Raw genomic sequence first — 15,710 nt, 5'->3', positions numbered from 1 at the left:
GCGCGGTGCGGGTCGCGCGGGTCAGCCCGCGTCGGTCGCGGTGCCGGCCTGGATCGCGGTGATCGCGACGGTGTTGACGATGTCGCCGACGAGCGCACCGCGGGAGAGGTCGTTGATCGGCTTGCGCAGACCCTGCAGGACCGGGCCGATCGCCACGGCACCGGCCGAGCGCTGCACGGCCTTGTACGTGTTGTTGCCCGTGTTGAGGTCGGGGAAGATGAACACCGTGGCGCGACCCGCGACGGGCGAGTCCGGCATCTTCGTCGACGCGACCGTCGGGTCGGCGGCGGCGTCGTACTGGATCGGCCCCTCGACGAGCAGGTCCGGGCGGCGCTCGCGCACGAAGGCGGTGCCGGCGCGGACCTTGTCGACGTCCGCTCCCGAGCCGCTGTCGCCCGTCGAGTAGCTGAGCATCGCCACGCGCGGGTCGATGCCGAACTGCGTCGCGGTCTCGGCGGACGAGATCGCGATGTCCGCGAGCTGCTCGCTCGTGGGGTCGGGGATGACCGCGCAGTCGCCGTAGACGAGGACCCGGTCGGCGAGGGCCATCAGGAAGACGCTCGACACGATCGAGGTGTCCGGCCGGGTCTTGATGATCTCGAACGACGGCCGGATCGTGTGCGCCGTCGTGTGCTTCGCGCCGGAGACCATGCCGTCGGCGAGCCCGAGCTGCACCATCATCGTGCCGAAGTAGGACACGTCGGTCACGGTGTCGCGGGCGAGCTCGATCGACATGCCCTTGTGCGCCCGGAGGCGGGTGTACTCCTCGGCGAAGCGCTCACGGAGCTCGGGGTCGAACGGGGAGACGAGCTGTGCGGCGTCGAGGTCGAGGCCGAGCTCGGTCGCCCGGGTCCGGATCGCGGCGGGGTCGCCGAGGATCGTGAGCTCGCACACCTGACGCTGCAGGAGCGTGGACGCGGCGCGGAGGATGCGGTCGTCCTCGCCCTCGGGCAGGACGATGCGCTTGCCGTACCCGCGGGCCCGGTCGAGCAGTCCGTGCTCGAACATGAGCGGCGTCACGACCCCGGAGGGCGTGAGCTGCAGGCGGTCGCGGAGGGCGTCGGCGTCGACGTGCTGCTCGAACAGCGCGAGCGCGAGGTCGGCCTTGCGGGGCGAGTCCGCCGCGAGGCGTCCGCGGGTCTGGGTGATGCGGAGCGCGGTGTCGTAGGTGCCGAGGTCGTTCTGCGCGATCGGCAGCGAGCTCGACAGCCCCTCGAGCAGGCGGGAGATCTGCGGTGCCGTCTCGAACCCGCCGTTGAGGATCACCCCGGCGAGGCTCGGGAACGTCTCGGACTGGTTCGCGAGGAGCGTCGCGATGAGGACGTCGCTGCGGTCCCCCGGGACGACGACGATCCCGCCCTCGATCAGGCGCGGCAGGACGTTCTCCATGCTCATGCCGGCGACGACGGTGCCGAGGGCCTCGCGGTCGAGCAGCGCCCCGTCGCCGCGCACCAGGGTCGCCCCGGTGGCTTCGAGCAGGGCGCGGACGGTCGGGGCGACGAGGACGCGGTCCTCGGGGATGGCCCACACGGGCAGGTCGGGGTGGTCGTCGCTGACCGCCTGCCGGACGCTCGACACGACCGACGGCAGGGCATCGGGGTCGGCACGGTTCACGACGATGCCGAACAGCTGGGCGTGCGCGGCGCGGAGCTCGCTCGTCGTGACGTCGGCGACCTGGGCCATGTCCTCGGGGGTGCGGGCACCGCGTTCGGCGGCGTCGCGGCCACCGAGCACGAGCAGCACCGGAGCGCCCAGGTTGACCGCGACCTTGGCGTTGAACGACAGCTCCGTCGGGCTGCCGACGTCGGTGTAGTCCGACCCGAGCACCACGACCGCGTCGCACTGCCGCTCGACCTGGGCGAAGCGGGTGACGATCGTCGCGAGCGCCGCGTCCGGGTCGGCGTGCACGTCGTCGTAGGTGACGCCGACCGCGTCGTCGTAGGAGATGCCGACCGCGGTGTGCTGCAGCAGGAGCTCGAGCACGTAGTCCGGCTCGTCGACGGAGCGGGCGACCGGTCGGAACACCCCGACCCGTCCGACCGAGCGTGCGAGGGTCTCGAGGACACCGAGGGCGACGGTGCTCTTGCCCGTGTGTCCTTCTGCTGACGTGATGTAGATGCGGGTCGACACGCGTCCAGGGTAGTCGGCGCACACGGCACGACATCTGGGAGCCCCGGCACTTCCGACACGCGGTCGTGAGCACTCCGGAGAACCTGTACCATTGGGTGTCGTCGTCGGAAGACGGCGCCAGGAGAATTCGCCTAGTGGCCTATGGCGCACGCTTGGAAAGCGTGTTGGGTGCAAGCCCTCGGGGGTTCGAATCCCCCATTCTCCGCCAGAGCACGGAACGCCCCGGGAACCGATCGGTTCCCGGGGCGTTCGTCGTCCGGAGCACTCCGGCGCACTCCGGCGCACTCCGGACAGGACGGTCCCCCACCCGGCGGACCCCGCCGAACCCCGTTCGCCATGGACTGGCCGGGAAACGATGCCGAGGGGTGGAACGGGCTGTCCCCGATACCCGTCGGTCGCCTAGACTGCCCAGACGAACGACCCCGGGACGGGTCGGACACGGTGCACGGAGCGGCAGGGGCGCGCTCCCCGGGCGAGCGTCGAACGCTGCCCGGGCACCCGAGGGACGAGGAGTCCACGTGGGGGACCTGACGGCGCCGGCAGCAGCTCGGCCGAGCGCGACCGTGTACGACGTGGTCCTCCGGCCGCGTCGCTCGCTCGTGCGCTCGACGATCCTGAGCGTCGTGTTCTCGGCCGTCCCCCTCGCCGTCGCCCTCGTCTGGGTCTCCCTCCCGATGCGCCTCTGGCCGGTCGTCACGGGTGCGGTCATCCTGCTCGCGGCCGCCGTCGCCGTCGTCTTCGTGCGCCTCGGCACCGCGTTCATCGGCATCGACCCGGTGGCGATCACGGTGCGCGGCGTCCTCACGCAGAACCGGCGGGTGGACCGCGACCGCGTCCACAGCCTGGTCCTCGCCACCACGTACGGCAGCGCGGTCGAGCGCACGACGCGCGAGCTCATCGCGCTCGACGCCGCCGGCGCCCACCTGTTCCGCCTCCGCGCCGACACCTGGAGCGACGCCGGCATCGACAGCATCGTGGACGCCCTCGGCGTGCAGGTCACCGACGAGACCCGGCCGATGTCGATCCGCGAGTTCGTGCGGCGCTACCCGGCGAGCCGGTCCTGGTACGAGCAGCGCGGGGCGTACGTCGCCGTCGGTGCGGTGGCGGTCCTCGCGGTCGCCGGGCTGCTCGTGGTCGAGACCACCGGCCTCCTCGGCTGACCCCTCAGCGACGGCGGCGCAGGGTCGAGAAGATCCCCTGCACGACCTCCTTGGCGATCGTCCTGCCCAGCCCGGACCCGAGCAGGTCCGACAGCGGGTCGTCCGCCTTCCGTGACGTCGTCGTCCGGGACGACGTGCGCCCCGACCGCCGCGCATCGGCCGCCCGTTCGGCTCGCTCGAACTCCCGCTGCGCCCGCTCGTACTCCTTCTGCGCCGCGGCCCGTTCGCGCGCCTCGGTCTTCTCCTTCGCCGCGGCCTCCTTCGCTGCGGCGGCAGCGGCGCGGGCCGCCTCCTTCTCCGCCTCGGCGGCAGCGGTCGCCGCGGCCTTCTCGGCGTCCGCGGCAGCCGCGTCCGCAGCGGCGGCCTCCATCCGGCGGGCGAGCATCTCGTACGCCGAGTCGGGATCGAGCCGCGTGCCGTAGGTGGACAGGAGCGGCGATGCCTGCACCCGCGCCGTCATCTCGGCCGCGGGCATCGGGTCCATCGAGCCCTCGGGGGCGCGGAGGCGCGTCCAGGCCACCGGCGTCGGCGCGCCCTTCTCGTTCATCACGGTGACGATCGCCTCACCGGTGGCGAGCGAGGTCAGCACCTCCCCGAGGTCGTAGTCGCTCGTCGGGTAGGTCGACACCGTCGCGCGCAGCGCCTTCGCGTCATCGGGGGTGTGCGCCCGCAGCTGGTGCTGGATCCGCGAGCCGAGCTGGGCGAGCACGTCGTTCGGGACGTCCTTCGGGGTCTGCGTGACGAAGAAGATCCCGACGCCCTTCGAACGGATGAGCCGGACCGTGCGGACGATCTGCTCGAGGAAGTCCGCCGACGCCCCGCTGAAGAGCAGGTGCGCCTCGTCGAAGAAGAACACGAGCTTCGGCTTGTCCTGGTCGCCCACCTCGGGGAGCTCGTTGAAGAGGTCGGCGAGGAGCCACATCAGGAACGTCGAGAAGACCTCGGGCTGGTCCTGCACGCCGGGCACCTCGAGCAGGCTGACGATCCCCCGGCCGTCGGCGGCGGTGCGGAGGAACACGGTCGTGTCGATCTCCGTCTCGCCGAAGAACTGGTCGGCGCCCTTGTCGGCGAAGGTGATCAGCTCGCGGAGGATCACCCCGGCGGTCTGCTTCGACAGCCCGCCGAGCTCGGCGAGCTCCGCCTTGCCCTGGTCGCTCACGAGGAAGGTCAGCACGCTCCGCAGGTCGGACAGGTCGACGAGCGGCAGCCCGGCCCGCTCCGCGTAGTGGAACACGAGCCCGAGGGAGGACTCCTGCGTGTCGTTCAGCCCGAGCACCTTCGACAGCAGGAGCGGTCCGAACCCGGACACGGTCGCACGGATCGGCACGCCGGTCCCCTGCCCGCCGAGCGAGTAGAGCTCCGCCTCGCTCGCCACCGCGCGCCACTCCTGGCCGATCCCGGCGGTGCGCGCGAGGAGCTTGTCGTTCGGCGTGCCCGCGACCGCCAGCCCGGACAGGTCGCCCTTGATGTCGGCGGCGAAGACGGGCACCCCGTTCGCGGCGATCTGCTCGGCGAGGACCTGCAGCGTGCGCGTCTTGCCCGTGCCGGTCGCGCCCGCGACGAGACCGTGTCGGTTGAGCATGCCGAGCGGGATCCGGACCTGCACGTCGGGCACCGCGGCGCCGTTCACGAGGGCACCGAGCTGCAGCGCGCTGCCCTCGACCTCGTAGCCGGCGCGGATCGCCGCGACGGCGTCCGCGCCGAGCGGCCCCTCGGTGGTGGTCGGCTCGGGAGGCACGGTGCCGGCCGTCGACGTCGGCTCGCCCGCCGGGGCGGTCGCGTCCACCGCCGGGGCCGGCGAGTCGACGACCGCCGGTTCCGCGTCGGGCTCGAGCCGCGCCTCCTGGCCCTGCGCCACCGCGGCGGCGAGTTCCTCCGCCCGCTGCACCGCCTCGTCCGCGAGGCGCCGGGCCTCGTCGGCCGCCTGCTTCGCGGCCTCGGCCGCTGCCCGTGCCTGCGCCACCACGTCGCTCATGTCCACAGCATACGAACGGCCGGACACTCCTGTCCGGCGCGTGCCGTGGCACCGTGCGACGGTCAGTGCGTGAGCGCCGGGACCGTCCTCGGTCGGACGACCGCCCAGAGCAGCACGATCGCGACGGCCGACGTGCACGCCATCACCACTGCCATCGGGGTCGCCGTGGTGATGCCGATCCACCCGACCACGGGCGAGATGATCCCCGCCACGCCGAAGTTCAGCGCGCCGAGGAGCGAGGCGGCGGTGCCGGCCTCCTTGCCGTGGGCGGCGAGCCCGATCACCTGGACGAGCGGGAACGAGAAGCCGCACGCGGCGATGAAGAACCAGAGCGGCACGAGCACCCCGACGAGTCCGGCGCCGAGCTGGTCGAGCACCATGATCGCGACGGCGGCGAGGAACAGGGTCGCGGTCGAGCACGCGAGGATCCACTGCGGTCCGACGCGCTGCGCCAACCGCGCGGAGACCTGCACGCCGACGACGACGCCGACCGAGTTCACCGCGAACAGCAGACCGTACTGCTGCGCGTCGAGCCCGTACAGGCCCTGGAACAGGAACGGTGACGCGCTGAGGTACGAGAAGAGCCCGCTGAAGACCATCGCCCCGATGAGCGCGACCCCCACGAAGACGCGGTCCGAGAAGAGCGCCCGGTACCGCTGCCCGATGGTGGAGTGCCCGGCCTCGTGCCGACGTGCCGGCGGGAGCGTCTCGACGATGAGCAGGACCGCGGCGAGCACGACAGCGGCGCCGTAGCAGGCGAGGAAGACGAAGATCCCGTGCCAGCTCACGAACCGGAGCATCTGCGAGCCGATGAGCGGGGCGAGGATGGGCGCCAGGCCGTTCACCATCGCGAGGCGGGACAGCATCCGCACGAGCGGCTTGCCGCCGAACAGGTCGCGCACGGTCGCCATCGCCACGACGCCACCGGCCGCTGCACCCATGCCCTGCAGGACGCGGAAGAGCGCCAGCACCTCGACATTCGGCGCCAGTGCGGCTCCGAGCGATGCTGCGACGTGCAGACTCGTCGCGATGATGAGCGGGAGCCGGCGACCGACCTTGTCGCTCCACGGGCCGACCAGCAGCTGTCCGGCCGCGAAGCCGAGCGTCGTCGCGGTGAGGGTGAGCTGCACCGCCCCGTCGGTGATGCCGAACTCGTCCTTGAGCGACGGGAACGCCGGCAGGTAGAGGTCGATCGTGAACGGTCCGAGCGCGGTGAGGGCGCCCAGGACGAAGACGTAGACGAGTCGCTGCCGGCGGGAGAGCGCGTCTCCCGGGTGCAGGACGACACGGAGCGAACCGGTGGTGGCGGGCGCGGTCACGAGCAGGAGTCCTTCGACGGTGAGGGGTGGGGAGGTGATCGCGGCGTCGATCGAATCGATTCGTCCGCGGAACCATCCTACGGGTCCCCCGAGCACCACCGCAGCAGTCCGGGGCGTTCTCCCGCGTGTTGCCACGGCTCCCGCCCCGATCGGACGCGGCACATGCGGTACCGTCGGACTGCTCGCCGCCGGTCGACCGCCGGCGGACGTCGTCCCGCCCGTTCCGCCGGAACACCGGCGGGACGGAACCGGATCAGAAGGGGGTGGCGTCATGGTGGATGCCCGCATCCTGCACACGACCGCTGCCCTGCGCGAGGCAATCCTGCGACTGGCCGCCGACCGGCCGGTGTCCGAGATCACGGTCGCCGACGTCACCCGGGCGGCCGGCATCAACCGCGCCACGTTCTACTCGCACGCGGTCTCCCCCGGGTCGTTGCTCGCCGACGTCCTCACGCCGGAGCTCGACCGCATCCGCGAGGACGACGCCGAGGTCCGACGCGCGGCGTTCGCCCGGGGTGCCGGCGTCGACGAGTTCGCGACGATCACCCGACGCGGCATCAACGCCGTCGTCGAGCACGTCGTCGCGCACCGCGAGATCTACGGCAAGGCGCTGCCGGACCCGAACGACGCGTCGCTGCACCGACTCCTCGTGGAGCACTTCACGGTGTCGAGCGAGCAGCACATCCGGACGCTCGAGCGCGAGCACCGGCCGGAACTCCTCGACGACGTCGCCGCGGGCTTCGTGGCGCAGGGCTTCGTCGGCGCGATCGAGGCCTGGCTCGCCGGACCGCGACGGTCGCGGAAGGCACTGGTCGACACGATCGTGCTGTCGTTCCCGTCGTGGTGGCGCTGACCGCCCTGCCCGACGGACGTCAGTCGGTCGTGGGCTTCTCGCCGCGCTGGAGCGACTCGACCACGTCGACGGCCCCGCTGACGAGGTCGGCCTGGTCGTCGCCGGCCGGCACCCGGTAGTCCGCGGAGACGCCGTCGCCGCCCGTGCCACTCGTCGGCAGCGGGTCCCCCAGCGACACCACGACGACACCGGCGTCGTGCGCCGTCTGGATGACCCCGGTCAGCGCCGAGGCGTCGACCGCCCGCACGAGCAACGCCTTCGCGCCCGTACGGACGAGCTGGTCCACCGCGGTGCGCTGCGCGGCGGCGGAGCCGTCGGCCGGTGCGACGCGCACGTCCGGGTCGAAGCCGGCGTCGGCCAGTCCGGACCGCAGGTCTGCGCCGAGCGTGTCCTGCCCGGGTTCGAGGACCACGCCGATGACCGCGTGCCGGTCGAACCCGCCGTCGGAGCTGGTCAGGTCCGTGCTCTGCACCGGCGTGGGCGCGGCCGACGTCGTGCCCTGACAGCCGGCCAGGGCGAGGGCCGCACCGATGACGACGGTGGCGGTGACGACGCGGAGGAGCACGACCGCCACGCTACCCGCCCACCGCGACGACGGACGGTGCCGGGACGGGGCCGAGGCGACGGACCGCGGCGACGGCGAGCACCGCGATCAGGGTCATGCCGCCGAACACGAGCGGGAACGACACCGCGGCGTCGGCACCGCCCGTCCCGATGAACAGCAGCCCGGTGACGGCGAGCCCGATCACGCTGCCCGAGGCGTCGGCGATGGTCAGGGCCGAGCTCGCGAACCCGTCGTCGCCCTCGCCGGAGAAGCGCAGCGTCAGCATCGAGGTCCGCGGGTAGATCGCCCCCATGCCCGCGCCGCCGACGAACCACCCGACCACGAGCAGCCACCACGGCAGACCGAACGTGGCGACCGTCAGCGCCGTGAGCAGGCTGACGAGCACGAGCGCGAGCCCGATCGCGAAGGTCCGGGTCGCGGTGAGCCGTTCCTCGCCCAGCCGTCCGTGCAGCCAGCTCGACCCGGCCCAGCTGAGTGCCGCGACCGTCAGCGCGAGCCCCGCCGCCGAGGCGGACAGGCCGTCCTTCGCCTGCAGCAGGAACGGCACGTACGCCTCGCTGCCGAAGAACGAGGCTGCGACGAGCCCCCGCAACAGGATCACCGACGGCAGCCCGGGGGCGGCGCGGAAGGTGCCGGCGGGCAGCAGCGGGCGGAGTGCGGACCACGTCCCGACGAGGCCGATGAGCACGGCGGCGAGCCGCGCCCACGCGCTGAGGTCCGGGGCGACGTTGAGCAGCAGGATCGCCACCGCGGCGGCGACCGACCAGCCGATCCGGGACCGCTGCCACGCCGGACGGAGCTCGGGTGCGGGTGGGTGCAGCCGGCCGAGGGTCGGGACGAGCAGCGAGAACGCGCCGACCGCGATGACGAGTGCACCGGCGAACACCCAGTGCCAGTTCCAGACGTCGGTGACGATGCCCGCGAGCGCCGGACCGACGAGCGCCGGCACCACCCACGCGGCGGCGAACCCGGCGAACACCGGGCCGTGCAGGTCGGCGGGGAAGATCCGCGCGACGAGGACGTAGAGCACGACGTCGATCGCGCCGGCACCGAAGCCCTCGACGAGCCGGCCGACGAGGAAGACCTCCATCGTCGGGGCCAGCATGACGACGGCGGTGCCGACGGCGAAGAGCCCGGCCGACACCCACGCCACGATGCGCCCACCCGCGCGGTCGGTCCAGTTGCCCGCGAGGACCATGCCCGGCACGCCGGCAGCCAGGGGTGCGGCGAAGGCCAGCGCGTAGAGGGTCTCGCCGTCGAGGTCGCGGCTGATCTCCGGCATGACGGTCGTCATCGCCAGGTTCTGGAACGCCGCGACTGCGACGATCGCGACCATGCCGACGGTGGCGAGGGCGTACGGTCCGCTGAACAGACTGGTCCTCGTCGCCGCGGTGCTCACCCGATCATCGTAGGGCCGCCCACCGACGCCGGGCGGGCCGCCGAGGTCGGGCCCGCCACCGCCGTCGAGCGGGTCAGCGCGCGAGCGCCTGCTGGAGGTCCGCCACGAGGTCGCCGGCGTCCTCGATGCCGACGGACAGGCGCACGACGTTCTCCGGCACCGCCAGCTCCGTGCCCTTCACCGACGCATGCGTCATCTCGGACGGGTACCCGATGAGCGACTCGACCCCGCCGAGCGACTCGGCGAGCGCGAACACCTCGGTCGACTCCGCGAAACGGCGCGCTGCCTCGGGTCCACCGCTCAGCGCGGCCGAGAGCATGCCCCCGAAGCCGCGCATCTGGCGTGCCGCGACGTCGTGGCCGGGGTGCTCGGCGAGCCCCGGGTAGTACACGCGCTCGACACCCGGAGCCCCGACGAGTGCCTCGGCCACCGCCTGGGCGTTCCGCGAGTGCCGCTCCATCCGGACCGCGAGGGTCTTGATGCCGCGCGTGGTGAGGAACGCGTCGAACGGCGACGAGATCGCCCCGGCGCCGAACTGCAGGAACTGCACCTTCGCGGCGAGCTCCTCGTCGGCGAGCACCACGGCGCCGCCGACGACGTCGGAGTGGCCGCCGAGGTACTTCGTCGTCGAGTACACGACGACGTCGGCGCCGAGCGACAGCGGCTGCTGCAGGTACGGCGACGCGAAGGTGTTGTCGACGACGACCACGGCACCGGCCGCGTGGCCGATCTCGGCGAGCGCGGCGATGTCGGCGATCTTCATGAGCGGGTTCGTCGGCGTCTCGACCCAGAGGACGGTCTGCGCCGGAGCATCCTCGAGCGCGGCACGGACGCGGTCGGTGTCGCTCATGTCGACGACCACCAGCTCGACGCCCCACGGCACGTGCAACCGGCTGACCAGGCGGTGGGTCCCGCCGTACACGTCGTTGCCCATCACCACGCGGGCACCGGGGACGAGCGTGGCGCGCAGCAGGGCGTCCTCGGCGGCGAGCCCGGACGCGAACGAGTACGCCGCGACGCCGCCGTCGAGGTCCGCCAGGAGGGTCTGCAGCGAGTCGCGCGTCGGGTTGCCGGCGCGGGAGTACTCGTAGCCGTTCCGCATGCCGCCGACACCGTCCTGCACGTACGTCGACGTGAGGTGGATCGGGGGGATGACGGCGCCGGTGGGGCCGTCGGGCTCCTGTCCGGCGTGGACGGCGCGGGTGCTGAACTCGGTCATGCGGGCTTCGTTCCTCGTTGGGTCGGGGGCGTCACGCGGGATGCGGGTCACTCGGACAGGTAGGCGAGCAGGTCGTGGCGGGTCAGCACGGTGACGGGCTTGCCGTCCTCGACGACGAGCAGGGCGTCCGCCGACTCGAGCGCACGGCGCGCCGACGAGACCGACTCGCCGACGCCGATGAGCGGGAGCGGGTCGCCCACGAACCCGGACAGCGCGTCCGTCATCTTCGCGGCGCCGGTGAAGACCTGCTCGAGCAGGTCCTTCTCCGCCACCGCGCCGACGACCTCGCCGATGACGACGGGCGGTTCGGCGCTGAGCACGGGCATCTGCGAGACGCCGTACTTCGTCATGATGTCGACGACCTCGCGCACGGTGTCCGCCGGGTGGGCGTGGACGAGGTCGGGCAGCCGGCCGTCCTTGCCCGCGATGAGCGACCCCACGGTGCGCTCGTCGTCGGTCTCGGCGAAGCCGTAGGAGCGCATCCACCGGTCGTTGAAGATCTTGCCGAGGTAGCCGCGGCCGCCGTCCGGCAGGAGCACCACGACCACGTCGTCCTCGGTGAGGTCGCGGGCGGCGCGGAGCGCGGCGACGACCGCCATGCCGCTCGAGCCACCGACGAGCAGGCCCTCTTCACGGGCGAGCCGACGGGTCATCGCAAACGAGTCGGCGTCCGACACGGCGATGATCTCGTCGGGGACCCCGGGGTCGTACGCGGTCGGCCAGAAGTCCTCGCCGACGCCCTCGACCAGGTACGGGCGACCGGTGCCGCCCGAGTAGACGGAGCCCTCGGGGTCGGCGCCGACGATGCGGACACGGCCGTCCGAGGCCTCCTTCAGGAAGCGTCCGGTGCCGGAGATGGTGCCGCCGGTGCCGACACCCGCGACGAAGTGCGTGATGCGCTGCTCGGTGTCGCGCCAGATCTCCGGACCGGTGGTCTCGTAGTGGCTGCGCGGGCCGTTCGGGTTGGCGTACTGGTTCGGCTTGTAGGCGCCGGGGATCTCGCGCACCAGCCGGTCGGACACCGAGTAGTACGACTCCGGGTGCTCGGGCGGGACGGCCGTCGGCGTGACGACGATCTCGGCGCCGTACGCGGTGAGCACGTTCCGCTTGTCCTCGCCGACCTTGTCGGGCAGGACGAACACGCAGCGGTAGCCGCGCTGCTGGGCGACGAGCGCGAGGCCGACACCGGTGTTGCCGGAGGTCGGCTCGACGATGGTGCCGCCGGGGCCCAGGTCGCCGGAGGCCTCGGCCGCGTCGATGATCCTGGTGGCGATCCGGTCCTTCGACGACCCACCGGGGTTGAGGTACTCGACCTTCACGAGGACGGTCGCGCGCACCCCCTCGGTCACCCGGTTGAGCTTGACGAGCGGGGTGTCGCCGACGAGGTCGACCACGGAGTTCGCGTAACGCACGCGGTCGAGTCTAGGCGGCGGACACCGTCTTCCGCTGGGATGCGACGTGGGCGGACACCGCCGCGGAGACCTCCTGCCGGCGGCGGTCGATGACCTCCCCCATGTCCCGGGCGAGCGCCGGCGTGCCGCGCACGATCTGGTCGAGCGCGGTGGCGGGCACGACCAGCACCGCGACCTCGGTGAGCGCGACGGCGGTGGTGAGCAGCGCCTCCCGGGTCAACGCCGTCTGCCCGAGGTAGTCGCCGGTCTCGACGCGGGTCGCCGGCAACTCGGCGTCCTCGAACGGGACGCGCAGGTCGACGCTGCCGGACAGGACGAACCGGACCGCGTCGGGCACCGTGCCGGCCGTGACGATCGTCTCGCCGGCGGCGTACCGCTCGAGCCGGACGAGCGGTGCCAGCGCGGCCCCGTCGTCGCCCGTCAGGTACAGCGTGGGCGCGATCGACGCCAGGGCGGCGTCCCGCCGCTCGTCAGTGACGAAGTCGTCGGTCGTGTCGCCGTCGAGGCCGAGCCCTGCGCGCCGGGCGGCGTACCAGAGCCACATCCGGAACTGGGCGAGCGCATCGCCCTCCTGCGACGGTCCGCGGACCTCGAAGGACACGGTGTACGACGATCCGCCGGTCGGCACCGCCACCGGCTGCGTGCCGGGGTACCGCTGGGGCAGGCCGGACGCGACCCGCTGCAGCAGGGCGACCACCGCTGCCGGAGGGTCGTCCGTCGTGAACGTGACGTCCGTGGCGACCGGGAACGTGCCTCCTGTCCGGCTGAGGTTCGTGAACGACGCCCCCGCCAACGAGGAGTTCGGCATGATGAGGATCCCGGCGCCCGTGTCGATGTGCACCGACCGCCAGTTCACCTCGACCACCCGGCCGCGCACGCCACCGGCGTCGAGCCAGTCCCCCAGCCGGAACGGCTGCTCGAACAGCAGGAACAGCCCGGCGATCACCGGACCGACGGCGGACTGCAGCGCGAGGCCGATGACGAGCGAGCCGACACCGAGCGCGGTGAAGATCCCGCCGACGTCCGCGCCCCAGACGATCTTGAACACCAGCGCCAGCCCGAGCGCGATGAGCACGATGCGGGCGATGTCCACGAAGATCGACGGGATCTTCTCGCGCCAGGTGCCCTTCCGGGCGTTCGTGAACAGGACGATGTTCAGCCCGTTCAGGACGAACACGATCACGAGGAACCCGAGCACCGTGCCGATGATCTGGTTCACCACGGGCTTGCCCGGGTCGACCGCGTCGGTGACCTGGACGGACAGGACGAGGATCGCGATGATCGGCACCACGGCGTTCCGCAGCAGTCCGACCACCTTGTGCAGCGAGTTGCCTCGCCGCTCGAGGTTCGACTGCAGCTCGGTCAGGACGAGCAGCAGCAGCGGCAGGCCGACGATGACGCTGATCGCCGGCCAGAACCACGGCTGCTCCCAGAACGCGGTCACGACGCCGCTCCGGTGCGCTCGAGCTTCCAGACCCGCTGCGGTCCGGCCTGCGTCTGCACCTCGCCGACGTCCTGCACGCCCCCGCGGTCGCCGAGCTTGTCGACCACGCGCTGCGTCGCGTACACCCCCGGCGCCGGGGCGATCCCCTGCACCCGCAACGCCAGGCTGACGGCGTCGCCCCACATGTCGTAGACGATGCTCGAGCGCCCGACGAGCCCGCTCGTGACCTGGCCGGTGTCGATGCCGGCGCGCAACCCGATCTTCGACCCGTGCTGCGCGTTGAATCGCTCGAGCACGCCCTGCGCCTCCTCCGCCCAGTCGACGACGCGGCGGACGTTGTCCACGCGCGGCACGCTCAGGCCGCAGCTGGCGAGGTACCCGCTCCGGGTCGTGCGCACCCGCTCGACGCCGTGGCGGGTGGCCGCCTCGTCGAGGGAGCGCCAGACGTCGTTGACGAGGGACAGGGACTCCTCGGCGGTGAGGCCGGCGGCGAACTCGTCGAACCCGATGATGTCCGCGTAGACGACGGCGACGTCCTGGTGGTCGGCCGCGATCGTCTCGTCGCCCTGCTTGTAGCGACGGGCGACCTCCTCCGGCATGAGCGTCAGCAGCAGGGTGTCGTTCTGCCGTCGCTGCTCGTCGAGCAGGTCCTGCTTCACCTGGAGGCTGCGGCTCATGTCGTTGAACGCGAGTCCGAGGTCGCCGATCTCGTCGCCGGCCTTCGTCTGCACCTCGACGCCGAGGTCGCCGGACGAGACCCGGTTCACCGCGGTCTGCAACCGCCGGATCGGCCGGACGAACACCTGGGCCAGCAGCAGCGACAGCAGGCTGACGAGGACGATGATGCCGACGAGCGCGAGGCCGATGTTGCGGGCGAAGTCGTTCACCGGGGCGAACGCCTCGGCGGTGTCCATCTGCGCCACGACGACCCAGCGGAGCCCGTCGACCTCGAGCGGCGCGTACGCCGCGAGTACTTCCTTCCCGCGGTAGTCGGTCGAGATCACGGTGCCGGACTTGCCCTGCAGCGCCCGTGTCACCGGGGTGGTGTTCACCTCCTGCAGGAGCACGGAGCCCTTCACCGCGACCTGGCGGGCCGCCGTCGAGGGCGCCGTCCCGGCAGCGACGACGTCGCGCTGGTACTGCTTCGGGTGCTCGATGAGCTGGCGCGGGTACGACCGCATGAGGTGGTCGGCACCGATGAGGTACGACTCCCCGGTGTCCCCGAGGCCGTCGTCCTTCCACTGCTCGTTGCCCGTCATGACCTGCGTGATGAGGTCGACCGGCACCTGGACGGCCATCACCCCGATGATCTTGCCGTCCTCGGCCACCGGCGACATCACCCAGAGCGTCGGGACGTTGAGGCTCGGCACGTACCGCGCGAAGTCCGTCACCACGAAGTCGTCCGAGCTCGTCAGCTGCAGTGCCTGCTGGTACCCGGTCGTGAGGTTCGAGTCGCGGTAGGGCCCGCTCTCGAGGTTCGTGCCGAGGTCCGCGCCGGAGTACGCCGAGTACACGACGTCCCCGTCGGTGTCCATGAGCAGGAGGTCCTCGTACCCGGCGGCCTCGACCGCCTGCTTGAAGTACGGCTGGTACTCGGCGTGCGCCGCCGACCACGCACTGCCGTCCCCGGCGTCGTCCTGGTCGATGGCCTTGTCGTAGTCGGTGAACGGCGCCGTGTACCGCGCCTGCAGGTAGGCCTGCGGGTCCTCGGTCGGCGCGAACTGGTCCGGGTTGGCGGTGCCGCCGTTGCGGTCGTCGAGCTGCGGGACGAAGGAGTCCCGGTACCAGTCCTCGACCTTCGTGTGGTCGTCGTCGGACACCGGCCGCGACTGCAGGTCGTCCCACCCGGACTCGAAGGCCTTCGTCGCGCCGATGACGCTCTCGTTGCGGGTCTGCGCGACGACCATCTGGGTGAACTGGCCGAACGAGCGCTGCAGTTCGGTGATCCTCGCCTCGCGCAACGAGGTCACCTGGTTGAACGCCGCGGCCTCGAGCGAGCTCCGGCCGTTGAGGTAGCCGACGACACCCACGACCAGCGCCGCCACGATGCTCACCGCGAGGAGCATCACGAGGAGCTTGGACTGGATGTCGAGGGAGCCGCTCGTGAGGAACGCGCGGAACTTCCCCTTCTTGCGGGGCGCGTCCTCGACGACGCGTGGTGCATCGGGGGCGATCGGGCCCGTCGGCGGGATGGGGTCGGACGTCGGTGGGACAGCTGTCACTTCGGACTCCGC

General features: G+C 72.2%; 11 protein-coding genes and 1 tRNA gene. 3 read left to right on the top strand and 9 right to left on the bottom strand.

Translation table 11 applies throughout. From position 1 onward, the window contains the following. Positions 1-21: 21 nt before the first annotated feature. Positions 22-2,130 (bottom strand): phosphate acetyltransferase, encoded by a 2,109-nt coding sequence (gene pta / locus BJK06_RS14020; RefSeq protein ID WP_070418397.1) that lies wholly within the window; start codon positions 2,128-2,130, stop codon positions 22-24. A 120-nt stretch (positions 2,131-2,250) separates the two neighbouring features. On the opposite strand from pta, the gene BJK06_RS14015 reads away from it, so the two are divergent. Both BJK06_RS14015 and BJK06_RS14010 read left to right on the top strand, forming a co-directional pair. Further along, positions 2,251-2,338: transfer RNA gene (locus BJK06_RS14015), tRNA-Ser, on the top strand. A gap of 310 nt (positions 2,339-2,648) precedes the next feature. After that, a complete protein-coding gene (locus BJK06_RS14010; RefSeq protein ID WP_070418396.1) occupies positions 2,649-3,290 on the top strand; it encodes a hypothetical protein in 642 nt (213 codons plus the stop codon). A 4-nt stretch (positions 3,291-3,294) separates the two neighbouring features. On the opposite strand, the gene BJK06_RS14005 is transcribed toward BJK06_RS14010, so the two are convergent. Both BJK06_RS14005 and BJK06_RS14000 read right to left on the bottom strand, forming a co-directional pair. Then, the gene (locus tag BJK06_RS14005) at positions 3,295-5,265 is read right to left on the bottom strand and encodes a helicase HerA-like domain-containing protein (RefSeq protein WP_070419498.1); all 1,971 of its coding nucleotides are present in this window, start codon (positions 5,263-5,265) and stop codon (positions 3,295-3,297) included. Between the two features lie 62 nt (positions 5,266-5,327). Next, positions 5,328-6,584: a multidrug effflux MFS transporter gene (locus BJK06_RS14000; RefSeq protein WP_070419497.1), complete on the bottom strand. Its 1,257-nt coding sequence runs from the start codon at positions 6,582-6,584 to the stop codon at positions 5,328-5,330. A gap of 271 nt (positions 6,585-6,855) precedes the next feature. Here BJK06_RS14000 and BJK06_RS13995 point away from each other — a divergent pair, with 271 nt between their 5' ends. Next, on the top strand, positions 6,856-7,437 hold the full coding sequence (locus BJK06_RS13995) for a TetR/AcrR family transcriptional regulator (RefSeq protein WP_070418395.1): 582 nt from the start codon (positions 6,856-6,858) through the stop codon (positions 7,435-7,437). Between the two features lie 19 nt (positions 7,438-7,456). Here BJK06_RS13995 and BJK06_RS13990 read toward each other — a convergent pair whose 3' ends face one another. The 6 genes from BJK06_RS13990 to BJK06_RS13965 all read right to left on the bottom strand — a co-directional run bounded on the left by BJK06_RS13990 (position 7,457) and on the right by BJK06_RS13965 (position 15,698). Continuing rightward, the gene (locus BJK06_RS13990) at positions 7,457-8,002 is read right to left on the bottom strand and encodes a substrate-binding domain-containing protein (protein WP_175473677.1); all 546 of its coding nucleotides are present in this window, start codon (positions 8,000-8,002) and stop codon (positions 7,457-7,459) included. A 10-nt stretch (positions 8,003-8,012) separates the two neighbouring features. After that, complete coding sequence (locus BJK06_RS13985; protein WP_083295272.1) at positions 8,013-9,401, bottom strand: MFS transporter; 1,389 nt, start codon at positions 9,399-9,401, stop codon at positions 8,013-8,015. A gap of 73 nt (positions 9,402-9,474) precedes the next feature. After that, the gene (locus tag BJK06_RS13980; RefSeq protein ID WP_070418393.1) at positions 9,475-10,620 is read right to left on the bottom strand and encodes a cystathionine gamma-synthase; all 1,146 of its coding nucleotides are present in this window, start codon (positions 10,618-10,620) and stop codon (positions 9,475-9,477) included. A gap of 47 nt (positions 10,621-10,667) precedes the next feature. After that, complete coding sequence (locus BJK06_RS13975) at positions 10,668-12,032, bottom strand: cystathionine beta-synthase (protein ID WP_070418392.1); 1,365 nt, start codon at positions 12,030-12,032, stop codon at positions 10,668-10,670. 10 nt (positions 12,033-12,042) lie between these two features. Further along, positions 12,043-13,476 carry a mechanosensitive ion channel domain-containing protein gene (locus BJK06_RS13970; protein WP_070418391.1) on the bottom strand — a complete coding sequence of 478 codons (1,434 nt, stop codon included), beginning with the start codon at positions 13,474-13,476 and terminating at the stop codon, positions 12,043-12,045. Next, the gene (locus BJK06_RS13965) at positions 13,473-15,698 is read right to left on the bottom strand and encodes an adenylate/guanylate cyclase domain-containing protein (RefSeq protein WP_083295271.1); all 2,226 of its coding nucleotides are present in this window, start codon (positions 15,696-15,698) and stop codon (positions 13,473-13,475) included. The genes BJK06_RS13970 and BJK06_RS13965 overlap by 4 nt, the downstream gene beginning before the upstream one ends. Between the last annotated feature and the right edge of the window lie 12 nt (positions 15,699-15,710).

This window comes from Curtobacterium sp. BH-2-1-1, assembly GCF_001806325.1.
Classification (GTDB): Bacteria; Actinomycetota; Actinomycetes; order Actinomycetales; family Microbacteriaceae; genus Curtobacterium.
The sequence above is the reverse complement of the archived record's forward strand: the minus strand, read 5'-3'. Positions and strand labels throughout refer to the sequence as shown.

Excerpts from the sequence above, each read along its gene's own strand:
- BJK06_RS14005 (WP_070419498.1), bottom strand. The coding sequence starts at position 5,265 with ATGAGCGACGTGGTGGCGCAGGCACGGGCAGCGGCCGAGGCCGCGAAG.
- BJK06_RS13995 (WP_070418395.1), top strand. The coding sequence starts at position 6,856 with ATGGTGGATGCCCGCATCCTGCACACGACCGCTGCCCTGCGCGAGGCA.
- BJK06_RS13980 (WP_070418393.1), bottom strand. The coding sequence starts at position 10,620 with ATGACCGAGTTCAGCACCCGCGCCGTCCACGCCGGACAGGAGCCCGAC.